At 75.4% G+C, this 23,725-nt stretch carries 21 protein-coding genes and 1 pseudogene; 16 read left to right on the top strand and 6 right to left on the bottom strand.

The genetic code is table 11. The annotated features are described in order from the left end of the window. The first annotated feature begins 8 nt into the window (after window positions 1-8). A complete protein-coding gene (locus LG274_RS05805) occupies window positions 9-461 on the top strand; it encodes a GntR family transcriptional regulator (protein WP_298984999.1) in 453 nt (150 codons plus the stop codon). Window positions 462-587: 126 nt separating this feature from the next. Here the strand turns inward: LG274_RS05805 and acs are convergent, their stop codons facing one another. Continuing rightward, window positions 588-2,528 carry an acetate--CoA ligase gene (acs, locus tag LG274_RS05800; RefSeq protein ID WP_298712613.1) on the bottom strand — a complete coding sequence of 647 codons (1,941 nt, stop codon included), beginning with the start codon at window positions 2,526-2,528 and terminating at the stop codon, window positions 588-590. A 208-nt stretch (window positions 2,529-2,736) separates the two neighbouring features. Here acs and LG274_RS05795 point away from each other — a divergent pair, with 208 nt between their 5' ends. Continuing rightward, a complete protein-coding gene (locus LG274_RS05795; protein WP_404465899.1) occupies window positions 2,737-2,922 on the top strand; it encodes a hypothetical protein in 186 nt (61 codons plus the stop codon). Next, entirely contained in the window at window positions 2,919-3,725 is an 807-nt protein-coding gene (nth, locus tag LG274_RS05790; protein ID WP_404465897.1) for an endonuclease III, read from the top strand. Before LG274_RS05795 ends, nth begins: the two co-directional genes overlap by 4 nt. 99 nt (window positions 3,726-3,824) lie before the next feature. Here nth and LG274_RS05785 read toward each other — a convergent pair whose 3' ends face one another. After that, the gene (locus LG274_RS05785; protein ID WP_404465895.1) at window positions 3,825-4,700 is read right to left on the bottom strand and encodes an ArgP/LysG family DNA-binding transcriptional regulator; all 876 of its coding nucleotides are present in this window, start codon (window positions 4,698-4,700) and stop codon (window positions 3,825-3,827) included. A gap of 70 nt (window positions 4,701-4,770) precedes the next feature. On the opposite strand from LG274_RS05785, the pseudogene LG274_RS05780 reads away from it, so the two are divergent. Beyond that, window positions 4,771-5,236 (top strand): annotated as a pseudogene (locus tag LG274_RS05780) (LysE/ArgO family amino acid transporter). 9 nt (window positions 5,237-5,245) lie between these two features. On the opposite strand, the gene LG274_RS05775 reads toward LG274_RS05780, so the two are convergent. Beyond that, complete coding sequence (locus LG274_RS05775) at window positions 5,246-6,466, bottom strand: NAD(P)-binding domain-containing protein (RefSeq protein WP_404465893.1); 1,221 nt, start codon at window positions 6,464-6,466, stop codon at window positions 5,246-5,248. Between the two features lie 70 nt (window positions 6,467-6,536). Between LG274_RS05775 and LG274_RS05770 the strand changes: the two genes are divergently transcribed. From LG274_RS05770 to LG274_RS05745, 6 genes are all read left to right on the top strand, one after another. Beyond that, window positions 6,537-7,325 (top strand): NUDIX hydrolase, encoded by a 789-nt coding sequence (locus LG274_RS05770; RefSeq protein ID WP_404465891.1) that lies wholly within the window; start codon window positions 6,537-6,539, stop codon window positions 7,323-7,325. Window positions 7,326-7,557: 232 nt separating this feature from the next. Next, window positions 7,558-8,997 carry a CpaF family protein gene (locus LG274_RS05765; protein ID WP_298984986.1) on the top strand — a complete coding sequence of 480 codons (1,440 nt, stop codon included), beginning with the start codon at window positions 7,558-7,560 and terminating at the stop codon, window positions 8,995-8,997. Continuing rightward, window positions 8,991-10,076 carry a type II secretion system F family protein gene (locus tag LG274_RS05760; RefSeq protein ID WP_404465888.1) on the top strand — a complete coding sequence of 362 codons (1,086 nt, stop codon included), beginning with the start codon at window positions 8,991-8,993 and terminating at the stop codon, window positions 10,074-10,076. Before LG274_RS05765 ends, LG274_RS05760 begins: the two co-directional genes overlap by 7 nt. 172 nt (window positions 10,077-10,248) lie before the next feature. After that, window positions 10,249-10,461, top strand: coding sequence for a DUF4244 domain-containing protein (locus LG274_RS05755; protein ID WP_138899813.1), 213 nt, complete (start codon window positions 10,249-10,251; stop codon window positions 10,459-10,461). Between the two features lie 97 nt (window positions 10,462-10,558). Beyond that, complete coding sequence (locus LG274_RS05750) at window positions 10,559-10,939, top strand: TadE family type IV pilus minor pilin (protein ID WP_298712630.1); 381 nt, start codon at window positions 10,559-10,561, stop codon at window positions 10,937-10,939. After that, window positions 10,936-11,325, top strand: coding sequence for an Rv3654c family TadE-like protein (locus tag LG274_RS05745; RefSeq protein WP_248117970.1), 390 nt, complete (start codon window positions 10,936-10,938; stop codon window positions 11,323-11,325). The genes LG274_RS05750 and LG274_RS05745 overlap by 4 nt, the downstream gene beginning before the upstream one ends. An 8-nt stretch (window positions 11,326-11,333) precedes the next feature. Here the strand turns inward: LG274_RS05745 and LG274_RS05740 are convergent, their stop codons facing one another. Both LG274_RS05740 and LG274_RS05735 read right to left on the bottom strand, forming a co-directional pair. After that, window positions 11,334-13,655 (bottom strand): Zn-binding domain-containing protein, encoded by a 2,322-nt coding sequence (locus tag LG274_RS05740; RefSeq protein WP_343282426.1) that lies wholly within the window; start codon window positions 13,653-13,655, stop codon window positions 11,334-11,336. A gap of 128 nt (window positions 13,656-13,783) precedes the next feature. Continuing rightward, window positions 13,784-14,557 carry a GNAT family N-acetyltransferase gene (locus tag LG274_RS05735; RefSeq protein WP_404465885.1) on the bottom strand — a complete coding sequence of 258 codons (774 nt, stop codon included), beginning with the start codon at window positions 14,555-14,557 and terminating at the stop codon, window positions 13,784-13,786. A gap of 103 nt (window positions 14,558-14,660) precedes the next feature. On the opposite strand from LG274_RS05735, the gene LG274_RS05730 reads away from it, so the two are divergent. The 6 genes from LG274_RS05730 to proC all read left to right on the top strand — a co-directional run bounded on the left by LG274_RS05730 (window position 14,661) and on the right by proC (window position 23,014). After that, complete coding sequence (locus LG274_RS05730; RefSeq protein ID WP_298712637.1) at window positions 14,661-15,572, top strand: rhodanese-related sulfurtransferase; 912 nt, start codon at window positions 14,661-14,663, stop codon at window positions 15,570-15,572. Continuing rightward, the gene (locus tag LG274_RS05725) at window positions 15,572-17,281 is read left to right on the top strand and encodes a methyltransferase (RefSeq protein ID WP_404465883.1); all 1,710 of its coding nucleotides are present in this window, start codon (window positions 15,572-15,574) and stop codon (window positions 17,279-17,281) included. The genes LG274_RS05730 and LG274_RS05725 overlap by 1 nt, the downstream gene beginning before the upstream one ends. A gap of 153 nt (window positions 17,282-17,434) precedes the next feature. Continuing rightward, the gene (gene topA / locus LG274_RS05720) at window positions 17,435-20,284 is read left to right on the top strand and encodes a type I DNA topoisomerase (RefSeq protein WP_404465881.1); all 2,850 of its coding nucleotides are present in this window, start codon (window positions 17,435-17,437) and stop codon (window positions 20,282-20,284) included. A gap of 3 nt (window positions 20,285-20,287) precedes the next feature. After that, window positions 20,288-21,310 carry a Ppx/GppA family phosphatase gene (locus LG274_RS05715; protein ID WP_248117980.1) on the top strand — a complete coding sequence of 341 codons (1,023 nt, stop codon included), beginning with the start codon at window positions 20,288-20,290 and terminating at the stop codon, window positions 21,308-21,310. Between the two features lies 1 nt (window position 21,311). Beyond that, window positions 21,312-22,172: a sugar phosphate isomerase/epimerase gene (locus tag LG274_RS05710; RefSeq protein WP_298712646.1), complete on the top strand. Its 861-nt coding sequence runs from the start codon at window positions 21,312-21,314 to the stop codon at window positions 22,170-22,172. Beyond that, window positions 22,169-23,014: a pyrroline-5-carboxylate reductase gene (gene proC, locus LG274_RS05705; RefSeq protein ID WP_298712649.1), complete on the top strand. Its 846-nt coding sequence runs from the start codon at window positions 22,169-22,171 to the stop codon at window positions 23,012-23,014. Before LG274_RS05710 ends, proC begins: the two co-directional genes overlap by 4 nt. 69 nt (window positions 23,015-23,083) lie before the next feature. Here proC and LG274_RS05700 read toward each other — a convergent pair whose 3' ends face one another. After that, a complete protein-coding gene (locus LG274_RS05700) occupies window positions 23,084-23,722 on the bottom strand; it encodes a potassium channel family protein (protein WP_404466016.1) in 639 nt (212 codons plus the stop codon). Between the last annotated feature and the right edge of the window lie 3 nt (window positions 23,723-23,725).

The raw sequence follows: 23,725 nt of genomic DNA, 5'->3' as shown, positions 1-23,725 counted from the left end.
CACGCCGGATGACCCCGCGCACCCCTGCGCACCGCGAGGGCGGGGAGGCTGCCACGGCGGCCTCCCCGCCCTCGCGTGTCGCCGCGCCGTCCCTGCCGTGTCTGTCGGTCGACCGCTCGGCCCCGGATCCCGCCTCGGCGCAGCTCGTGGACGCCGTCGTGGACGCCGTGGCCCGCGGTCTCCTCGCCCGCGGCGACCGCCTCCCGCCCGTGCGCACGCTGGCCGGGGAGCTCGGGCTCGCCCCGGGCACCGCGGCCAAGGCCTACAAGGAGCTCGAGGCTCGCGGGGCCGTGGAGACCCGCGGTCGCGCGGGCACGTTCGTCGCGGCGTCCGCGGAGGGGTGCAGGGAGGAGGCCCGACAGGCAGCACGCCGCTTCGTGGACGAGGTCGTCGGCCGCCTCGGCTTCACGCCCGCCGACGCCGTGGAGCAGGTCCGCCTGGCCGCCGCCGCCCGGGGCTGAGGCGCCGCGGCGTCGCGACCCTGACCACGCACCAGACCTGAGCGCCACGACGAACGAGCCCTGCGACGTGGTGCCCATCCGCTCCGGATGGGCGCCACGTCGCAGGGCTCGTCTGTGCTCAGCAGGTCAGGCGCGGTCGCCCAGGGTCTCCACGATGCGGTCCATGACGGTCGGATCCGCCAGGGTGGTGGCGTCGCCGGGGGTGCGGCCCTCGGCGACGTCCTTGAGGAGGCGGCGCATGATCTTCCCCGAGCGGGTCTTGGGCAGCTCCGGCACCACGAGGATGCGCTTCGGCTTGGCGATCGGGCCGATGTCGTGCCCCACGTGGGCGCGCAGCGCCTGCTCGACCTCGGCAGGGTCCAGGCCCCGGGCGGAGGCCTCCTCGGTGAGGAGGACGAAGGCGACGACGGACTGACCCGTCGTCTCGTCCGCGGCGCCGACCACGGCGGACTCCGCCACGAGCTCGTGCGCCACGAGGGAGGACTCGATCTCCTGGGTGGACAGGCGGTGGCCGGAGACGTTCATGACGTCGTCCACGCGGCCGAGCAGCCAGATGTCGCCGTCCTCGTCGTAGCGGGCGCCGTCGCCGGCGAAGTACATGCCGGGGAACCGGGACCAGTAGGTCTCCTTGAAGCGTTCCGGATCGCCCCAGATGCCCCGCAGCATGGAGGGCCACGGCTCGCGCGCCACGAGGAAGCCCGCGGCGGTGCCCTCGAGGGGCTCGCCCGCCTCGTCCACCACGGTCAGCACGACGCCGGGCACGGGCTGCTGCGCCGAGCCGGGCTTGAGCGTGGTGACGCCCGGCAGCGGGGTGAGCATGTGCGCGCCGGTCTCGGTCTGCCACCAGGTGTCCACGATCGGGCAGCGCGAGCCGCCGATGACCTCGTGGAACCAGCGCCACGCCTCGGGGTTGATGGCCTCGCCCACGGTGCCCAGCAGGCGCAGGGAGGAGAGGTCGTGGCCGTCCGGGATCTGGCGGCCCCACTTCATGAAGGTGCGCACCGCGGTCGGCGCGGTGTAGAGGATGGTGACGCCGTACTTCTCGACGATCTCCCACCACCGGCCCTGGTGCGGGGAGTCCGGGGTGCCCTCGTAGATCACCTGGGTGGCGCCGTTCACGAGCGGCGCGTAGGCGACGTAGGAGTGGCCGGTGACCCAGCCGACGTCGGCGGTGCACCAGTAGACGTCCGTCTCCGGCTTGAGGTCGAAGGTGTCGTGCATCGTCACGGCGCCCTGGACGAGGTAGCCGCCCGTGGTGTGGAGGATCCCCTTCGGCTTCCCGGTGGTGCCGGAGGTGTAGAGGATGAAGAGCGGGTGCTCGGCGTCGTGCCACACGAGCTCGTGCTCGTCGGAGGCGGTGGGGACCACGTCATGCCACCAGTGGTCGCGGCCCTCGGCCATGGGCACCTCGGCCTCGTTGCGGCGCACGACGACGACGTTCTCCACGGTGTGGCCGGGGGCTGAGAGCGCCTCGTCCACGGCGGGCTTGAGCATGGAGGGCTTGCCGCGGCGGAAGGAGCCGTCCGCGGTGACGACGAGCTTCGCCTCGGCGTCGTCCACGCGGGAGCGCAGGGCGTCGGCGGAGAAGCCGCCGAACACCACGGAGTGCACGGCGCCGATGCGCGCGCACGCGAGCATCGTGATGACGGCCTCGGGGATCATGGGCAGGTAGACGGCCACGCGGTCGCCCTTGGCGACGCCCAGCGACTCGAACGCGTTGGCGGCCCGCCGCACCTCGGCGGCCAGCTCGGCGTACGTGTAGGTGCGGGTGTCGCCCGGCTCGCCCTCGAAGTGGATGGCCACACGCTCGCCGCGGCCGGCCTCCACGTGGCGGTCCAGTGCGTTGTAGGCGGCGTTGGTGGTGCCGTCGGCGAACCACTTCGCGAACGGGGCGTCGGAGAAGTCCAGGACCTCGGTGAAGTCCTCCTCCCAGTGCAGGGCCTCGCGGGCTCGGCGGGCCCAGTAGGCGAGCCGGTCCTCGGAGGCCTCGGCGTACAGGTCCGCCGTGGCGACGGCCTGGGCGGCGAACTCCGGTGGTGGGGGGAACGTGGGGATCTGCTCATCCATCGGGGGTGTCCTTTCGGGGCGGGGCGCGCCGGGATCTGGGGGTGGCCGGCAGGGCCGGTCGCCGGTGTGACGCGTGGCACAGGTCTGTCGGGATCAGCATGACGCGCGGGGCCGGAGGCGGCAAATCACCGCCGTTCGTGTTGCTCCCCACGGCGAGCGGCCGCCGGATGCGTTCGCGCCCGCCACCGCGGCACGGGAGAATCGGTCCATGACTCGGGAGCAGTGGGACGTGGTGGTGGCCGGCGGCGGAGCCGTGGGACGAGCTGCCCGACGCCGAGGAGGCGGAGCAGGGGGGCCGCGGCCTCACGACGCCCTGCTGCGCGACGCGGACGCCGAGTGGGCGGACTCCCCGCAGGGCTCCTTCACGGCCGTGGCGGGGCGGCGGTCGGCGTGAGCGCGCACGGGACGACGACGCCGACGGGGGAGAGCCCGCTGGCCCTGACGCGCCGGGCGCGGCGGATCGACCGCGCGCTCGCGGAGGCGTACCCGTACGCGGTGGCCGAGCTGGACTTCGAGAACCCCTTCGAGCTGCTCGTGGCCACCGTGCTCTCGGCCCAGACGACGGACGTGCGGGTGAACTCCGTGACCCCCGCGCTGTTCGCGCGCTTCCCCGACGCGGCGGCCATGGCCGCGGCCACGGAGGTGGAGCTGCAGGAGCTCGTGCGCCCCACGGGCTTCTACAAGAACAAGGCGTCGGCGCTCCTGCGGCTCTCCGTCGAGCTCGTGGAGCGCTTCGACGGGGACGTCCCCGGCCGCCTCGAGGATCTCGTGACCCTCCCGGGGGTGGGTCGCAAGACGGCGTTCGTGGTGCTGGGCAACGCGTTCGGCCGCCCCGGGATCACCGTGGACACGCACTTCGGGCGCCTGGCGCGCCGGCTCGGCTTCACGGAGGAGACCGACCCGGTGAAGGTGGAGCACGCCGTCGCCGCCCTGTTCCCGCCGCGGGACTGGACCATGCTCTCCCACCACCTCATCTTCCACGGCCGCCGCGTGTGCCACGCGCGGAAGCCGGCGTGCGGGGCCTGCCCGATCGCCCGGTGGTGCCCCAGCTACGGTGCGGGCGAGACCGACCCCGAGAGGGCGCGCTCCCTGCTGGCCTACGAGCTCAAGCCCGGCCGGGAGGAGCTGCTCGCACTCATGCGCGCGGGGCGGACGCGCCGCGAGCTCCGGGCCCTGGGGCATTCCCTCGGGGCATGAGCGGTCCGGACCAGGTCCTGACCGGGTCCTGATCGGGGCGGGGCCGGCAGAAGGGCTCGCCCCGCCGACGGACGGGGCCGGTGCCTCGGATGCGGCGCCTCACGGGGGTTCCAGCCCCCGGTGGGCGGCGGCACGGACGGCCGCGGTCAGTCGCAGCAGGCGCGGTGAGGGCAGGGTGGCGGCCTGCCAGTGCAGGGGCAGGAGGACGTCGTCGACCCCCGGCAGGCGGACGAGGCCGCCGTCGCGCAGGCCCTCGCGAGCCTGATGGTCCACGAGCATGCCCCAGCCCAGGCCGGCCTCCACGCAGCGCTGGAAGGCGTCGAAGGACGGGGCGGTGTGGGTCGGCGGGGCCGTGGCGACTCCGGCGGAGCGCAGCACGATGCCCTGGAGGTCGTCCTTCACGTTGAACCGCATCATCGGCATGGCCGCGAGGTCGACGGCGCCGGCTCCCCGGTGCCGCTCGAGCAGGGCGGGCGCGGCCACGGGGACGTACCGCATGTGGCCGAGCGGCTCCGACTCGCAGCCCGGCACGGGGACCGGCTCGGTGGTGACGGCGGCCAGCACCTCGCCCCGCCGCAGCAGCTGCGCACTGTGGTCCTGGTCCTCCACGTGCAGGTCCAGCACGGTGTCATGCCAGGCGGCGGCGTCCCGCACCACGGGCTGGAACCACGTGCCCAGGGCGTCCGCGGGCACGGCGAGCGCGGTGACGCTGCGACCGGACGCCTGCCGGCCGAGACGTGCCCAGGCCTCCTCCTCGAGGACCTGCACGTGCCGGGCCATGCGCACGAGGGCCGTGCCGGCATCGGTCGGCACGCAGGGGCTGCCTCGCCGGACCACCACCTGGCCGACGGTGTGCTCGAGCGCGCGAATCCGCTGGCTCACGGCGGACGCGCTGACGCCCAGCGTGTGGGCCGCCCCTTCGAACGAGCCCTCGTCGACGATGGCCAGCAGGGCGCGCAGCTGCTCGTGATTCATGAAGCAGAGCTTAGGCAATCGCAGGATGATGCGTTTGTCTCAGATTCGAGACCGCCCTAGCGTCAGGCTCATGTGGAACCTCGCCGTGACGGGCCTGCTCACCGGACTCGCCCTCATCGTGGCGATCGGCGCCCAGAACGCCTTCGTCCTGCGCCAGGGCGTGCGCCGTGAGCACGTGGGCCCCGTCGTCGCGGTGTGCGCGGCATCGGACGCCGTGCTGATCGTGGGAGGCACGGCCGGCGTCGCGGACGGCCGGCTCGGTGCTGGGGACCACGCTCGCCCTGACGTGGCTGAATCCGCACGTGTACCTGGACACCGTGGTGCTGCTCGGCAGCCTCGCCAACCAGCACGGCCCGGACGGACGCTGGGTGTTCGCCGCCGGCGCCGTGCTCGCCTCCCTGCTGTGGTTCTCCGGGCTGGGGTTCGGGGCGGGGCTCCTGTCCCGCCCGCTCGCCTCGCCGAGCGCGTGGCGCGTCCTGGACGTGCTCATCGCCGCGGTCATGGCGATGCTCGCCGTGCGGCTGATGCTCAGCTGAGCCGGCGGCTCAGCCCTCGGCCAGTCGGGCGGCGACGTCCTCCACGGTGTTCCGCGCCCACACGCCGACGCCCACGAGCGTGGCCGAGGCCGGCCCGCACCAGTCGCCGTAGCCGAGCAGGTACAGGCCGGGGACGTCGGTGCTCGCGGTCGGCAGGTCGCTCCGGGTGCGGGGCACGCCGGCGCCGGTCGTGCTCAGGTCCAGCTGCCGCAGGTGGCGCAGCTCCGCGTGGAAGCCGGTGCTCCACACCATCGCGTCGAACGTGCGATCCGTGCCCCGCACCTCCGCGGCGGCCGCCGAGTCCGCCGCCCAGCCGTGCTCGAGGCCGGCGTCGTCGTCCCAGGCCGCGCCGCGCCGGGTGAGCCGGGAGACCATGGGGACCGCATGCAGCCCGTGCTCGTCGCGGGCCCGGCGCACGGGCGGGACGGCCACGATGTCCCCGAGCTCGCCGACCGACGGGCCGTCCCGGCCCAGCACCAGCGCCGAGGCGGCCTGGAACAGCACGCGGCCGTCGACGTCGTCCGGCATGAAGCGCGGCGGGCGCCGACACGCCCACGTGACCTCCGCGGCGTGGTCGAGCAGGTCCGCGGCCACCTGGGGGCCGGAGTTGCCCCCGCCCACCACGAGCACCCGCTGGTCGGTGAAGTCCTCCGGACGGCGGTAGGCCGCGGAGTGCAGCCGGCGTCCCGCGAACTCCGCGGCCCCGGGGACCGCGGGCAGGTACGGGCGGGTGAACGTGCCGGTCGCGGAGACCACGGCCCCGGCGGTGAGGCGGGAGCCGTCCTCGAGGAGGAGGGTGAACGGCGGCTCCTCCGCCGCCGAGGCGCCCCGGGTGACGGTGCTGACGCGCGCGGTGCGGCGGACGGGCAGGGAGTAGCGCTGCTCGTAGTCGGCGAGGTAGTCGACGACGTGGAGCGCGTCGGGGTTGCCGGACTCCGTGGCCGAGGCGTCCGGCAGGGCCGGCATGCGGTGGCCGGGCAGGGAGGAGTGCTCCGCGGGGGAGAAGAGCTCGAGCGAGTCCCAGAAGTGGCGCCACGCGCCGCCGGGCTCCCCTGCCGCGTCCAGGATCACGAACGAGGGCGCGGGCCCCGCAGCGCGGCCGCGCTCGACGTCCCGCGCGAGCCGCTGGAGGTGGAATCCGGCGGCGAGGCCGGCCTGGCCGCCGCCGATCACAGCGACGTCGACGGCGGTCGGGGCCGCCGTCGTGGGTGCGGGGTGCGAGGCGCTCATGGCTCCGAGGCTACCGAGCCCCGCCCGCGGCCGGCGTCTCACGCACCGGGCCGTGGGTAGCGTGGGGGACATGACCGAGCCCGCCGCGCACCCTGCGTCCGCCCCCGCCCTCCCCGGCTCGATCGCGGGGGCACGCGACCAGCTGACCGCCCTCACGGCCCGGTGGGGCGTGGCCGAGGTCCCCGGCCGCCACGACGCCGCCGCGCTCACCGCGGTCCCGGACGGCGCCGCCTCCGCGTGGGGCCTGGACTGGCCCCGCCCGGTGCAGGCGCGCCCCTCGGCCGTGCTCATCCTCGTCGGCGCACTCGACGACGTCCCGGCGGTCCACGACGCCGGCCGCGTCCACCCCGCCGTGGACGTCCTGCTCACGCAGCGCGCGTCCACCCTGCGCCAGCACGCGGGGCAGATCGCTTTCCCCGGCGGACGCGTGGACCCCGAGGACGCGGACGTGGTGGCCACGGCCCTGCGCGAGGCCCGTGAGGAGACGGGGCTGGATCCGGACGGCGTCGAGGTGCTGGGCGTCCTGCCCCCGGTGCCCCTGATCGTGTCCGGCCACGTGGTGCACCCCGTGATCGGGTGGTGGTGCCGCCCGGGTCGCGTGGCCGTGGTGGACGAGGCCGAGGCCGCCGCCGTGTTCCGCCTGCCCGTGGCCGACCTCGTGGCCCCGCAGAACCGGTGCCGGGTGGCGCGGCCCGGCGGCCACCGCGGCGAGACTCCCGGCTTCCTCGTGGGGGAGCGGCTCGTGTGGGGGTTCACGGCGGCACTGCTGGACCGGCTGCTGGACCTGCTCGACTGGTCCGTGCCCTGGGACCGGAGCCGCGTGATCGACGCCGAGACGTGGGAGCCGGTCAGCGGCTGACGGGGCAGGGGCGCTGACGCGATCCCACGGCTGAAGGGGGCCGGGCGGTGGCGGCACGGTGCCGCCGGAGACCTCTGAGGCCCGGCGGCTCCTGCACAGGCGGCGCCCGGGGCTCGCGTGTCCCCGCAATCGGGCACGGACGCGCCGGGCCCCGTGCGCGGCGGCTGGACTGGGCGGAGGCCGGCGGCCGTCGACGTCGGCGCCGGACCCGCCGTCCCGCTGGAGGTCCGCCATGCGTCCCTGGGTGCCCGATGCCCCACCCCGTCCCCGCCGTGCCCGCCCGTCCGTCCGGTCCGGCCTTCACCCACCGCGGCCAGGGCATCCCCCGCCGGCCGCCGCCCCGCTGGCCGCGGCCTCCCCGCCGCCGGCCGCCGCCCCGCTGGCCGCGGCGTCCCCGGGGCCGGACGACGCCGCCGCGCTGCGCCGCAGGATCGCCGAGCAGTGCGCCGAGGGGGATCCCGCGACCGAGGCGGACCTGCGTCCGCTGATCGAGCGGGTGCTCGCGGACGCCGAGGCGCAGCGGCGCGCGGATGCCATGCGTCCCGCACCGTGGTGGCGGCGGATCGGCCGCGGCGCCCCCGATCCGGATCGGCCGTGGACCCCGCCGGCCCCCGCCGTGCGGGAGGCTCAGGCCCGCGCCCTCGAGGAGGAGCTCGCCGGCTTCGGCCCGCTCGCCCCCTGGGTGGGCGTCGAGGGCGTCACGGACGTCCTCGTGGACGGCGGCGGTGCCGTGTGGACCGACGGGGCGGGCGGGCTGATCCGGCGCCCGGCGCGCCTGGACCCGGAGGCGTCCCACGCGCTCGCGGTCCGGCTGCTGGGGCAGGCGGGCCGGCGCCTCGACGGGGCCGTCCCGATGGCCGACGCCCGGGTGGGCGGGGTCCGCGTGCACGCCGTGCTGCCGCCCGTCAGCGGTGGCGGCACGGTGCTGAGCCTGCGCGTGCCCGCACGGCGTGCCCGCTCGCTCGCGGAGCTCGCCGAGTCCTGGCCCGACGGCGGCCTCTGGGCCGAGGCGGTGCAGTGGCTGGTGCTGCACCGGGCCACCGTGCTCATCAGCGGCGCGACCGGCACGGGCAAGACCACGCTGCTCTCGGCGGCCCTCTCCGAGGTGTCCGCGCACGAGCGCATCATCACCGTGGAGGACACCCTCGAGGCCGCGCCGGAGCACCCGCACGTGGTGGCGCTGCAGTGCCGCGCCGCGAACGAGGAGGGGGCGGGGGAGGTGGCCCTCCCCGAGCTCATCCGCCACGCGCTGCGCATGCGCCCGGACCGGCTCGTGGTGGGGGAGTGCCGCGGCGCCGAGGTGACCGACGTCCTCACTGCGCTGAACACGGGCCACCAGGGTGCCTGGGGGACCTTGCACGCCAACGCCGCGGCGGACGTGCCCGCCCGCCTCACCGCGATGGCCTCCCTCGCCGGGTGGAGCCCGGCCGCCGTCGACGCCCAGGCCCGGGCCGGGGTGGACGCCGTGCTCCACGTGGTCCGGGACGTGCACGGCCGGCACCCCGTGGAGCTCGCCGTCCCCGCGGACGCCCCGGGGCCGCTCGCCCTGGTCCCCGCGCTCACCTGGGAGGACGGCATCGCTGACGACGGCGGCGGCGCCGCGGGACGCACGGTCGAGGGCCCGGGGCTCGAGCTGCTGCGCGCCCGCCTCGAGGGCCGGCACACGTGCTGAGGATCCCCGGACCGCTGTGCCGGCCTCGGGCTGATCCGGAGAAGGAGACCGAGGAGCTCGTGGCCGTCCTGCGCCGCTGGTCCGCGCTGCTGCGGGCCGGACTCCCGGCGGACCGCGCCTGGGCGGAGGTCGCCCGGACCGTGCCCGCCTGCGCGCGGCCCCGCCCGGGCTGCTGCCTCCACCACCGCGTCCGCCGGCGGGCCGCGCGCGAGCGGCTCGGACTGGACGCTGAGGGCCCCTGCTCCGACGTGGGCGGCAGCGCCGACCGTGCGGGGCGACGTCCGTGGCGGCGGCTGCCCGGGCGCGCGGCGCCGCCGGACCCGGGCTGGGAGCTGGTGGACACCGCCCTCACGGCCGGGCGGCGTGCGGGGGCCGCGCCCGCCGCGATCGCCGCGCGCCTGGCGGACACCCTGGAGGCCGCCGTCGACGCGGCCCGCGCCCGCCGCAGCGCCGCGGCGGGGCCCCGCGCGACCGCCCGGCTGCTGCAGTGGCTGCCCATGGGCGGCCTCGGGATGGCGTGGCTGCTGGGCACGTCGCCGGCAGATCTGCTGACCTCGCCCTTCGGGTGGATCATCGGCGTGCTGGGCCTGCTGTTCACGCTTGCCGGCCAGGCGTGGACGCGTCTGCTCGTCGCCCGGGCGACCCGGCCGACCGGGTCGATCGAGCCCGCCGTCGTCCTGGACCTCGTGGCCCCTCTCCTCGCGGCGGGCCGCTCGCTCACCGCGGCCCTCGACGACCTCGCCCGTGCGCTGCCGGACGCGCACGCCCTGCGCGCCGTGACGGCCCTGCTGCGCTGGGGCCGCCCGTGGGAGGAGGCGTGGGAGCCCGTGGCGCAGGATCCGCTGTGGACTGAGGTGGCGGCCTGGCTGCGTCCCCTGCACCGCAGCGGCATGGCCGGAGCCCGTGCGCTGACGGAGACGGCCGCCGCGGTGCGCCAGCAGTCGCGGCGCGCGGACGAGCGGGCCGCGGAGGAGCTCGCCGTGCGGCTCGTGGTGCCGCTGAGCCTGTGCCTGCTGCCGGCGTTCGTGTGCTGGGGCGTGATCCCCATGGTGATCGCCCTGCTCACGGCGGGCCCGTGACGCGCGGGCGCCTGATCGCTCCTGCACAGGCCGCCCGGCGCGGGGCGGCCGTCCCCGGCCGGCGGGCGCGGCGAGCGCGGCGGACGCCGTCCCGCGCAGTCTGGGATCAGCGGCCCGCACCGGACCGTCCCACCGCCCTCGCACCGAGGGCCGCCCTTCCAGGAGGAACCCCATGACCCAGCTCTCCACCGCCCTGCACCTGGCCCTGACCGATCTCGTCGGCCGCGAGCGCCTCGAGGACGAGACCGGCGCCCAGACCGCCGAGTACGGCATCCTCACGCTCGCCGCCGTCGGCTTCGCCGGCGTCCTGGCCGTCCTGCTCACCAGCCCCGAGGTGCAGGAGATGCTCAAGGACATCATCGCCGAGGCCCTCAAGCGTGACTGAGTCCCGCAACGGCGCGCCCCGGCCCGGACACCCCCGCGGTGGCCGGGCCGGGGCCGTGCCCCGTCGTGAATCGGACGCGCCTCGTCCTGAGGCGGCCATGCCCCGCCCCCGCACCGCGTCGGCAGGCGAGCGCGGCGCCGTCACGGCCGAGTACGCGGCCCTGCTGCCGGCGGTCGTGCTCATCCTCGTGGCCGTGGTCCTCGCCGGGGCCGCCTCCGTCCAGCAGGTGCGCAACGGGGACGCAGCGGCGTCGGCGGCGCGCCTCCTCGCCCGCGGAGACGACGTCGGCGAGGCCAGGCGGACCGTCGAGCGCATGGCGGGGGAGGAGGCCCGCCTGGCGCACGAGGAGGGGGACGGCTGGGTGACCGTGACCGTGAGCCATCCCGGCCCGGGCCCGCTGGGGTGGATCGAGCCGATCGCGCTCGAGGCCGGTGCGGCGGCGCCGCTGCAGCATCCGAACCCGGGGGAGGCGTCGTGACCCCGCACCGCGGCGGTGCGCCGGCCAGGGCGCGGCAGGCCCTCGCCGACGAACGCGGCGCGGGCGGGGTCACGGCCCTCGGCACCGTGGCCCTCGGGGCGTCGCTCGTGATCGCGGTGGCCGCCCTGGGCGCGGCCTCCGTCACCGCGTCGCAGGCGGCCGGCGCGGCGGACCTCGCCGCGCTCGCGGCCTCGGACGCCCGCCGCGGGATCACCGCGCAGGAGCCGTGCGCCCTCGCCGCGGAGACGGCCGAGCGGAACCACGCCCGGGTGCTGGACTGCTCGGCGTCCCCGCAGGGCTCGGTGCGCGTCGAGGTGGAGGTGGCCCGGGTGCCGCTGCCGCCCGCCCGCGCGGTGGCCGTGGCCGGCCCGCCCTCGGTGCGGTGAGGAGGCGGTCAGTCCTCGGCCGCCTCCGGCTCACCCACGTCCACCTCCGCGAGCGCATCGAACCGCTCGATCAGGAAGCGCAGCACCGTCAGCGCCCCGGCCTTGTCCAGGGGGCTGTTGCGGTTGCCGCACTTGGGGGACTGCACGCAGGAGGGGCAGCCCTCCGGGCACTCGCACGTGTGAATCGCGGCCGCCGTCGCCGTGACCCAGCGGCGCGCCTGCTCGAAGCCGCGCTCCGCGAAGCCCGCCCCGCCGGGGCGGCCGTCGTACACGAACACCGCGGGCGAGCCGGTGTCCGGGTGCAGCACCATGGACACGCCGCCGATGTCCCAGCGGTCATTCGAGGCCACCAGGGGCATCATCCCGATCATGGCGTGCTCGGCCGCGTGCAGGGCGCCGGGCAGCCGGTCCATCGTCAGGCCCGCCGCCACGAGCTCCTCGGAGGAGGCCTGGAACCACACGGCGGAGGTGAACAGGTCCCGGGCCGGCAGATCGAGCGGCTCCTCGCCGAGCACCTCGCCGGAGAGCAGGGCCTTGCGCTGGAAGGAGACCACCTGCGTGCGCACCTGCACGTCGCCCAGGCACCAGCGCAGGGAGCTGCCGTGCGCGTCGAGCCGACGCTCCACGGCCACGATCTCGATCTCCGTGACGTCCCGGGCCTGCGTCGTGAAGTCCGGCCACGCGCGCGTGACGAGCACGGCGTGGGCGTCCTCGTCGAGGTCCTCCACGAGGAACGTGCGGTCCTGGTGCACGTACACCGCGCCCGGGTGCGCCTGGTAGTGGGTCTGCGGGGAGTCCATCGTGCCCAGCAGTGCCCCGGACTCGACGTCGATGATGTCCATGGGGCCGCCGCCGTCGTCGCGGAGGGAGACCAGTCCGGCCGCGTGCTCGGCGTGCGTCCAGAACCAGCCTGCGGGGCGCCGGCGCAGCAGGCCCTGCGCCACGAGGGCGTCGAGCAGCTCCCGTACGCGCGCCGGCGTGCCGAACCAGCCGAGCGCGTCCGGGGTGATCGGCAGCTCAGCGGCGGCGGCGCACAGCTGGGGGCCGAGCAGGTGCGGGTTCTGCGGGTCCACCACGGTGTCCTCCACGCCCAGGTCGAACACGGCCTCGGGGTGGTCCACCACGAAGGTGTCGAGCGGGTCGTCGGAGGCCACGAAGAACGCGAGCGCGTCCTGACCGCCGCGCCCGGCCCGGCCGATCTGCTGGAAGAAGGACGCGCGGGTCCCGGGCCAGCCGGCCACCACCACGGCGTCGAGCCCGGCCACGTCGATCCCCATCTCGAGCGCCGGGGTCGAGGCCATGCCGAGCAGCCGCCCCGAGCGGAGGGCCTCTTCGAGCGCGCGCCGCTCCTCCGGCAGGTAGCCGGAGCGGTACGCCGCGATCCGGGTGCCGAGTCCGGCCTCGACCTCCTCGAGCTGACGCTTCGCGGTGCCCGCGATCGCCTCCGCGCCGCGTCGGGATGTGATGAACGCGAGGGTGCGGGTCTGCTGGAGGGCGAGGTCGGTGACGAGGTCGGCGGCGGTCGCCATGGCCGAGCGCCGCACGGGAGCGCCGTTCTCGCCCCGCCGGTCGGTCAGCTCGGGCTGCCAGAAGCCCACGTGCACCGCGCCGTGGGGGGAGCCGTCCTCCGTCACCGCCCTCGCGGGCGCACCGATCAGCGTGGTGAAGTGCGCGGCCGGGTCCGCCGAGGTGGCGGAGGCGCCCACGAACACGGTCTCGGGGCGTTCGCCCCGGCAGTGCGCCGCCACCCGGCGCAGGCGGCGCAGCAGGATGCCCACCTGCGAGCCGAACACCCCGCGGTACGTGTGCGACTCGTCGACGATCACGTGCGTCAGGTTCCGGAAGAACACGGCCCACCGCTCGTGGTGCGGCAGGATCCCCACGTGCAGCATGTCCGGGTTGGTCAGCAGGATGTTCGCGTGCTCCCGCGCCCAGACCCGGTCCTGGGGAGCGGTGTCCCCGTCGTAGGGGGCGGCGCGCAGCCAGCGGGCGCCGTCGCGCTCGAGGGCGCGCCACGACGCCAGCTGGTCGGCGGCGAGGGCCTTGGTCGGTGCCAGGTAGAGCACGGTGGCGTTCGGGTCGGCGGCCAGGGCCGTGCCCACCGCCAGCTGGTAGCCGAGGGACTTGCCCGACGCCGTCCCCGTCGCCAGCACCGTGTGCGCGCCCTGTGCCAGGGCGAGGGCGGCCTCCACCTGGTGGGCCCAGGGCCGCTCGACGCCCCGGGCCGCGAAGGCCTCGACCAGCCCCTCCGGTGTGCCCGCCGGCCAGTCGACGGGGCGCGCCGCGCGGGACGGGACCGTGCGCACGTGCAGCACCTGCTCCGGCAGCATGCGGCGCCCGAGCGCCGTGGCGAGGGCCGCGCGCGCGTGGTCGGGAGCGGCCGGGGGCGCGGGCACGTCCCACCCGGCGGCCGGGTCCTCCCATGGCGAGGGGACGTCAGAGGGCGGGGGCGGCGGGGTCACCCACCCATGGTGCCCGTGTGCTCGGGGGTCGCGGCGCCCTCGACACGGTCGCGGCTGAAGATGGCCACCGGAGCCAGATCGGTCCAGCCGAGGTGGGCGTAGAGCTTCTGGCCGTCCGGGGAGGCCACGAGCAGGCCGCGGCGGACCTCGCCCTCGCTCATCACCTCGCTGGTCAGGTGGCGCATCACGAGGGAGCCCATGCCGCGGCGCCGGTGGTTCGGCGCGGTCCAGATGCGGTCGTAGACGGCGGTGGCGTCCTGGAACGTGACCCAGCCGAGCGCGGCGAGCTCCTCCTCGCCCTCGGGCGCCGTGGAGGCCCCCACGGCCACCACGCGCAGGCGGCGGCTGCCGTCCACGGGCTCGTCCACGCGGGCCTCGTACCCCTCCGGGAGCAGCGGCGGCTCGACGTCGAGCAGTTCGGGGTCCATCTCGAGGGCCATGAGCCGCTCGGCGTCCACCTGGCAGGCCAGGCCGAGGCCGGCGAGGTCCCCCTCGGCCTCCCCGAACACGGTGACGAGGGAGTCGGGTGCGTCGTCGAGGATGGGCTCCAGCGCGTCCAGCTCCTCCTGGCCCGGCGTCACGAGGACGTGCTCCCACGTGGCGGGGACGTCCAGCGAGGCCCGGCCGGAGCCGCCGGGGATCATGCGGGCGGGGCGCTGCGTGCGCAGCGCCGCGCGCCGGCCGCCCTCCGTGTCGGTCCGGTAGCAGCGCGAACGGGCCCACGCCTCGAACCAGGTGTCCACCAGTGCCGTGTCCAGATGCTGCGTCATGACACGAGGCTAGGGTGTGACCGCCGTCACGGGAACACCCGTGACCCCATTGCAACATCCGAGTCCACAGAGGCGGTGCCGCGCCGGGACCTACCCTGGACCGGTGAGTCCTTCCCCCGTCTCCCGCATCGCGCTCTACTACCGCTTCACGCCGCTCGCCGATCCCGAGGCCGTGCGGCTGTGGCAGCGCACCCTGGCGGCCTCCCTGGGCCTGACCGGCCGGATCATCGTCTCCCCGCAGGGCATCAACGGCACGGTCGGTGGGCCGGTCGAGGCGGTGAAGGCCTACGTCAGGGCCACGCGCGAGCACCCCGCGTTCCGCGCTCTCGACGTCACGTGGTCCGCGGGCTCCGCGGCGGACTTCCCCCGCCTCTCCGTGAAGGTCCGCCCCGAGCTCGTCGCCTTCGGCGCCCCCGAGCGGATCCGGGTGGACGAGCGAGGCGTGGTCGGCACGGGGGAGCATCTCACGCCGCAGCAGCTCGCGGACCTCGTCGCCGAGCGCGCCGCCACGGACAGCCCCGTCCGGTTCCTGGACGGGCGCAACAGCGTCGAGGCCGCCATCGGCCGGTTCGAGGGGGCCGTGGTGCCCCAGGCGGAGACCACGCGGGACCTGCTGGCCGCCGTCGACTCCGGCGCCCTGGACCACCTCAAGGACGCGCCCGTCGTCGCCTACTGCACCGGCGGGGTGCGCTGCGAGGTCCTCTCCGCCCTGCTCAAGGACCGCGGCTTCGCCGAGGTCTACCAGCTCGAGGGCGGGATCGTCCGCTATGGGGAGGCCTTCGGCGACGCCGGCCTGTGGCGCGGCGAGCTCGCCGTCTTCGACCGGCGCATGGCCACCCGCTTCACCGACGACGCCGAGACCATCGGCCGGTGCCACCTGTGCGGCGAGCCCACCTCGGACCTGCGCAACTGCGCCGACCCCGCCTGCACCACCCTCGAGGTCCGCTGCGCCGCCTGCGCCGCGGCCCACCCCGACCACCGGTGCCACGTCTGCGCCGAGAGGAGCGCCGCCTGATGCACGCCGCCACGCCGTCCACCCCGCTCGGCTCCCACCCCGCGCCCCGCCTGACGCCCGTGGCCGCCGCCGCGCTCACGGCCGATCTCGCCGACCTCCCCTACACCGCGGAGTCGGTCGAGGCGCTGCTCGGACCCGTCGCCGCGGACTCCCTCGCGCGCGAGCGCCCCGAGGCGGCCCGCCTCGCGGTCGCCCGAGCGCGGGACGTCGAGGGCCTGGAGGACGAGGCCACGGGCCACGACGACGACGCCGCCCTCCCGCGGTCGGCGCACCGTCCGCTCGCCGCGCTCGTGGGAGCGTGGATGCTCGGCGACCCCGTCCCCGCCTCCGACCTCGCCGCCGCCCTGCCGCGCACGGGCCTGCCCGGTGCTCTCGCGGCCGGCCTGGTGGTGGAGGCCGGCGAGGGGCTCGTGCGCGGGACCGTGGAGCTCACCCCGTACGAGGTGGACGAGCCCGGGCGGATGTGGGTGGCCGCGGACCAGACCGCGCTCCAGCGCCGCGGTCCGCTGCCGGAGGACCACGTGCTCGGCATCGGGCGGGCCTCGCTCACCCTCGCCGGTGCCACGCAGCGCCGTCCGGTGGGTCGCGCCCTGGACGTCGGCACCGGCTGCGGCATCCAGACCCTGCACCTGCTCGCCCACGCCGAGCACGTCACCGCCACGGACCTCTCCGAGCGGGCCCTCGAGTTCACCCGGTTCAACCTCCTGCTGAACGCGGAGGAGCTCGGCCTCGACCGGGAGCGGATCGAGGACCGCGTGCGCCTGCTCGCCGGGGACATGCTGGCCCCGGTGGCGGGGGAGCGCTTCGACCTCGTGGTCTCCAACCCGCCGTTCGTCATCACGCCGCGCACCGACCCGGACGCCCCCGTCCTCACCTACCGGGACGGCGGCCGCGAGGGCGATCGGATCGTGGCCGAGCTGATCGCCGCCCTGCCGGATCACCTGACCGAGGGCGGCACCGCGCAGCTGCTCGCCAACTGGGAGATCCCGGCCGAGGGCGACGGCGCCGCCGCCTGGGACGCGCGCCCCCGCTCGTGGATCGCCCCCGGCGTCCAGGCCTGGATCATCCAGCGCGACTCCCAGGACCCGGCCGGCTACGCCGAGACCTGGCTGCGGGACTCCTCCCTGGAGCTGGACCCGCACGCCTACGAGGCGGCGTATCGCGGCTATCTGGAGGACTTCGTCGCCCGTGGGGTCTCCGGGGTGGGCTTCGGCCACGTGTGGCTGCGCCGCCCCGCCGCGGACGGCTCGCAGGGTCGGGGCTGGACGGTCGCCGAGGAGCTGACCCAGCCGGTCGACGAGGCGCTCGGCGCCGCGTGGGCGGCCGCCGTCGCCCGCCGGGACCGGCTCGCCGTGGTCCCGGACCGCGCCGGCGGCGTGTCGGGCGACGTCGTCGGCGACCCGGCGCTGACCGCCCTGCGCTCCCTCCACCTGCGCGTGGCGGACGACGTCACGGAGGAGCGCCACCAGCGCTTCGGCGCCGAGCACCCGGAGGTGATCCTGGCCCGGCAGGGCGGCGGCTTCCGGCGCACCGCGCGCCTGGACACCGCGACGGCGGGCGTCCTCTCCGCCTCGGACGGCGAGCTGAGCGTGGGGCAGCTGGTCGGCGCCGTCGTCGCCCTGCTGGAGCTGGACGACGCCGGCCGGGCCGGCCTGCTCGCGGCGCTGCGGGAGCTCTACGAGGACGGGTTCCTCGTGGAGGGGGCCTGACCGCTCCGCTCCGCCTCCTCTGCGGGCGCACGGAGACCCAACCGTTATGGTGGGCCACGCGCCCCCTACGATGTGGGGACGTCCGTCCGCCATGTCCGCGCCACCCCGGCGCCGCCGGCGGGCCCGCAGCACTCACCGTCCAGGAGGACTCCGTTGACCACCACCCCCGCTTCCGTGACCGGCTCCGTGCCCCAGGGCAAGAAGCTGGTCATCGTGGAGTCCCCGGCCAAGAGCAAGTCCATCGCGAAGTACCTGAACGCGGTGGGCGAGGGCTGGGTGGTGGACTCCTCCGTGGGCCACATCCGTGACCTGCCCAAGCCCTCCGACCTGCCGGCGGACATGAAGAAGGGTCCCTACGGCAAGTTCGCGGTGGACACGGAGCACGGCTTCGACCCCTACTACGTGGTGCACCCGGACAAGAAGAAGAAGGTCACCGAGCTCAAGCGCGAGCTCAAGGACGCCGAGGCCCTCTACCTCGCCACGGATGCGGACCGCGAGGGCGAGGCCATCGCGTGGCACCTCCTGGACACCCTCAAGCCCAAGGTCCCCGTGTACCGCATGACCTTCGGCGAGATCACCAAGGAGGGCGTGCAGCGCGGCCTGCAGAACATCCGCGACCTGGACACCCACCTGGTGGACGCCCAGGAGACGCGCCGCATCCTGGACCGCCTCTTCGGCTACGAGCTCTCCCCGGTGCTGTGGCGCAAGGTCTCCCGCGGCCTCTCCGCCGGCCGCGTGCAGTCCGTGGCCACCCGCCTCGTGGTGGAGCGCGAGCGTGAGCGCATGGCGTTCGTGGCCGCGCAGTACTGGGGTGTGGAGGGCACGTTCACCGTCGCCGAGGGCGCGCAGGCCGCCGACGCCGTCGGCGCCTCCTTCACAGCCCGACTCTCCACCGTGGACGGTGAGCGCGTGGCCACCGGCCGCGACTTCGACGACGCCGGCCGCCTGAAGTCCGCCCCGGGCAAGAAGGTCGCGCACCTGGACGCGGCCGCCGCCACCTCCCTTGCCGAGGGGCTGCGCGGCGCGGACTTCACGGTGGACGCCGTGGAGGACAAGCCGTACACGCGCCGGCCGGCCGCGCCGTTCACCACGTCGACCATGCAGCAGGAGGCCTCGCGCAAGCTGCGGATGAGCTCCCGCGTCTCCATGCAGGTGGCCCAGCGCCTGTACGAGAACGGCTACATCACCTACATGCGCACCGACTCGGTGAACCTGTCCCAGGAGGCCATCGGGGCCGCCCGCACGCAGGCCGCCGAGCTCTACGGGTCCGACGCCGTGCCGGCGCAGCCGCGCACGTACGCCAAGCGCTCCGAGAACGCGCAGGAGGCGCACGATGCCATCCGCCCCGCGGGCGACTCCTTCCGCACCCCCGCCCAGGTGAGGAACGAGCTGCGCCCGGACGAGTTCCGCCTCTACGAGCTGATCTGGAAGCGCACCGTGGCCTCCCAGATGGCGGACGCGAAGGGCTACACCGCCACGCTGCGATTCTCCGCGCAGGCGAAGGACGGCCGCACCGCCCAGTTCGCCGCCTCCGGCACCGTGATCACGTTCAAGGGCTTCCTCGACGCCTACGAGGAGGGCAAGGACGCGGAGAGCGAGGAGGAGAGGGCCGAGGCCAGAGACCGCCGCCTGCCGCAGGTGGCCGAGGGGGAGCGGCTGACCGGCGAGCCGATCGAGGCCACCGGTCACGAGACCTCCCCGCCGGCCCGCTACACCGAGGCCTCCATCGTGGCCGAGCTGGAGCGCCGGGAGATCGGCCGCCCCTCCACGTACGCCCCCACGATCTCCACGATCATGGACCGCGGCTACGTCACCAAGCGCGGCAACGCCCTGGTCCCGTCGTGGACCGCGTTCGCCGTGATCGGCCTGCTCGAGGACTACTTCAGCAGGTACGTGGACTACGACTTCACGGCCCGCATGGAGGACGACCTCGACCGCATCGCCGCGGGCGAGCTGGCCCGCGAGGCCTGGCTGCAGACCTTCTACTTCGGCGCCCCGGCCTCGGGTGCCGAGAAGGGCATGGACGGCCTCCAGCAGGTGGTGGAGAACCTGGGAGACATCGACGCCCGCGCGGTGAACTCCCTGCCGATCACCGAGGACATTACCCTGCGCGTGGGCCAGTACGGCCCGTACCTCGAGAAGCCGCTGCCCGCCGGCGCCGAAGAGGGCTCGACGCCGCCGCGCGCCAACGTCCCCGAGGACTTGGCCCCGGACGAGCTCACCCCCGCCAAGGCGGAGGAGCTGTTCGCCACCGCCAAGCCCTCCGAGCGCGCGCTGGGCACGGACCCGGAGACGGGCCACGCCGTCGTCGCCAAGGACGGGCGCTACGGCCCCTACGTCACCGAGGTCATCCCCGAGATGACCGAGGAGCAGCTGCAGGCGTGGCTGGACGCGCAGCCCACCGAGTACTACAAGAACGGCAAGCCGAAGCCCAAGAAGAAGCCCGCGGCGCAGAAGCCCCGCACCGGCTCGCTCTTCAAGAGCATGGCCGTGGACACCGTGACCCTCGAACAGGCGCTGCAGCTGATGTCCCTGCCGCGCATCGTGGGGGCGGACGCGGAAGGTGAGGTCATCACCGCGCAGAACGGCCGGTTCGGCCCCTACCTGAAGAAGGGGACCGACTCGCGCTCGCTCGAGTCGGAGGACCAGATCTTCAGCATCACCGAGGACCAGGCCCGGGAGGTCTACGCCCAGCCCAAGCAGCGCGGACGCGGCACCGCGAAGCCGCCGCTCGCGGAGTTCGGCGAGGACCCGGTGTCCGGCAAGAGGGTCACCGTGAAGGAGGGCCGCTTCGGCCCGTACGTCACGGACGGCGTCACCAACATCACCGTGCCCCGCGGCCGCGTGCCCGAGGAGCTGACGGCCGAGGAGGCCTACCAGCTGCTCGCGGACAAGCGCGCCAAGGGCCCGGCTCCCAAGAAGGCACCGGCCCGCAAGCCGGCCGCCACGAAGGCCCCTGCGAAGAAGCCGGCCGCGAAGACCACCCCTCGGAAGAGGGCCTGACGCATGCGCCTCGGCGTGCTGGACATCGGCTCGAACACCGTCCACCTGCTCCTCGTGGACGCCCACCCAGGCGCCCGCCCCACCGCGTACGCCGACCACAAGCGCTCGCTGCCGCTCATCCGCTTCCTCGACGCCGAGGGCGCCATCAGCGAGGAGGGCCAGCGCGAGCTCGTGGACTTCATCCAGGAGGCGGTGGCCTTCGCGGAGGAGAACCGCGCGGAGGACATGGTCTCCTTCTGCACCTCGGCCATCCGCGAGGCGGCCAACGGGAAGGCCGTGCTCGCCCGCGTGGAGGAGCAGACCGGCGTGCACCTCGTGGAGCTCTCCGGCGAGCAGGAGTCCGCGATGACCTACTTCGCGGTGCGCCGCTGGCAGGGCTGGGACGCCGGCTCCATCCTGAACTTCGACATCGGCGGCGGCTCGTTCGAGATCGCCTACGGTCAGGACGAGCTGCCCTCCCACGCGGTGTCCCTGCCGCTCGGCGCGGGGCGCCTCACGCGGGACCGCCTCCCGGACGACCCGCCGCACCCCAGGGACGTCAAGCAGCTGCGCAAGTACGTGTCGACGCACATGGAGGCGGCCTTCGCCTCCTTCCCCCCGGTGACCCCGCCGGTCGTCGTCACCGCCACGTCGAAGACGTTCCGCTCGCTGGCCCGCCTCACCGGCGCGGCGCCGTCCGCCGCGGGACCCTTCGTCAAGCGGCACCTGCGCGCGGACGACCTGCACCTCTGGGTCAACCGCCTCGCCGCGATGCCCTCGGCCGAGCGCGCGGACCTGCCCGGGGTCTCCGAGGTCCGGGCCCAGCAGATGCTCGCCGGCGCGATCGTGGCGCTCACCGCGATGCGCACCTTCGGCGTGGTGCAGCTGGAGATCTGCCCCTGGGCCCTGCGTGAGGGCCTCATCCTCAACCGCCTGGACGCCCTCATGCTCGAGGGCCACCTCACGCGGGACGGCGTGCCCGGCGTCGGGCGCGTGGACCTGAACACGGACACGCTGCTGCCCGGCCTGCGCCTCGGGGTGCGCTGAGATGCCGCTGATCTCCACCGGGCATCTCGCCCCCGCCCCGCGCTTCGGCGCGGACATCCCGGTGACCCTGTCCTCGTCGTCGGTGTTCCCCCTGGGGACGCAGGACGCCTTCGCCACCGCGCAGGACCTGGGCTACGACGGCGTCGAGGTCATGGTCACCCACAACGGATGGAGCCAGGACGCCGACCGGCTGCGCACCCTCGCGGAGCGCACCGGCATGCGGATCGACTCGATCCACGCGCCGACCCTGCTCTTCACCCAGCAGGTGTGGGGATCCGCGTGGACGAAGATCCGGCGCTCCGTGGAGATGGCCCAGGCCGTGGGGGCGGCCACCGTCGTGGCCCACCCCCCGTTCCGCTGGCAGGGCACGTACGCCGAGCGCTTCGCGGAGGGGATCGCCGACCTCATGGCCGAGTCCGGCGTGGTGATCGCGGTGGAGAACATGTACCCGTGGCGCGCCTACGGCCGCGAGACCAAGATGTACCTGCCCCACTGGGATCCGGTCCCGGAGCCGTACGAGCACGTGTGCTGGGACTTCTCCCACGCGGCCATCGCCCGCGAGGACTCCCTCGCGGCGCTGACGGCGCTCGGGCCCCGCGTGCGCCACGTCCACCTCACCGACGGCACCGACAGCCACAAGGACGAGCACCTGATCCCCGGCGAGGGCACCCAGCCCGTCGCCGCGTCCCTGCGCCACCTCGCCCGCACCGGCCTGGCCGGCACGGTGTGCGTGGAGGTGGGCACGCGCGGCATGGACTACGCCGGGCAGCGCGAGGAGCGGCTCGCCGCCTCGCTCGCCTTCGCCCGGACGCACCTCACCCTCGACGACGAGACCACCGACGACGAAGGAGCACGATCGTGAAGCTGACCATCCTGGGCCTGGGCACCATGACGGGCGCCATCCTGACCGGCGCCCTCGACTCGGGCGCCGTGCAGGCCGCCGACGTCACCGCCACCACCCGCTCGGAGGACTCCGCCGCGGCCGCGCGCGAGCGCTTCGCGGGGGTGGACGTGCGCGCCGCCGGCGGTGCGGACGAGGCCAACGCGGACGCCGTGCGCGAGGCCGACGTCGTGCTGCTCGGCATGAAGCCCAAGGACCTCGTGGCCGCCGCGCGCGGCATCGCGGACGCCCTGCCCGCGGACGCCGTGGTGGTCTCGGTGGCCGCCGGCGTCACGGCCGGGACGATCGCGGGCGCGCTGCGTCCGGGCCAGCCGCTCGTGCGCACCATGCCGAACACGCCGCTGACGGTGGGCTCGGGCGTCGTGGGCGTGGCCCCCGCCGAGGGCGTGGGGGAGGAGCAGGCCGCTGCCGTGGAGGGTCTGTTCTCCGGCTCGGGCCTGGTCGTGCGCGTGGACGAGCGGCAGCTGCCCGCCGTCGTGGCCGCGGCCGGCTCGGCCCCGGCCTATGTGTTCCTGCTGGCCGAGGCGATCGCGCAGCATGCCGTGGAGCTCGGCCTGGACCGCGCGGACGCGGAGGCGATGGCCGCCGCGACCGTGAAGGGCGCGGGCCTCATGCTCGAGCGCGCGGTGGAGTCGGGAGAGCAGACCGCCGAGGACCTGCGCCGCGCCGTCATGAGCCCCAACGGCACCACGGAGCGGGCCGTGACCGCGCTGCAGGACGGCGGTCTGCCGCAGCTCGTGGCCCGCGCGATGCACGCCGCGGCCGCGCGCGACCGCGAGATGGGTCGCGAGTTCGCCGGCTGAGGCGAGCGGCACGGACCGCCACGCGGCCGGGGGCCGGGATGCGGCGCGGGCACCCGGCGGGCCCGTGGCTCAGGGGCGGGCGGCGAACCGGTCGATCAGCTCGGTGTGCCCGGAGACGATGAGCGTGTCGCGGGGCCCCACGCGCGTGTCCGGCTGGGCGTAGGTGAAGTCCTCGCCGGGGGTCTTCACGCCCACCACGGTCACGCCGTACTTGGCGCGCACGTTCGACTCGCCGAGGGTGAAGCCCACGCACTCGGACGGCGGGTACATCTTCACGATCGCGAAGTCGTCGTCGAACTCGATGAAGTCCATCATGCGGCCGTTCACGAGGTGCGCGGCGCGCACGCCCGCGTCGTGCTCCGGGAAGATGATGTGGTTCGCGCCGATCCGCCGCAGGATGGTGCCGTGCTTCTCGCTGATCGCCTTGACCCACACGTGGGGGATCTCGAGGTCCACGAGGTTGACCGTGATGAGCACGGACGCCTCGATCGAGGTGCCCACGCCCACGACGGCGGTGGAGAAGTCCTGCGCGCCGAGCTGGCGCAGGGCCTCGGCGTCGGTGGCGTCGGCCTCCACCACGTGGGTGAGCGTGGGGGCGAAGCGCTGGACGAGCACGGGGTCCCGCTCGATCGCGAGCACCTCGCGGCCCTGGGAGACGAGCTCCTCCGCGGTCGCTGCTCCGAAGCGGCCGAGGCCGACCACGAGCACGGG

Source organism: Micrococcus antarcticus (genome assembly GCF_044872765.1).
Lineage (GTDB): Bacteria > Actinomycetota > Actinomycetes > Actinomycetales > Micrococcaceae > Micrococcus.
This window is presented reverse-complemented; position numbering and strand designations above follow the sequence as displayed.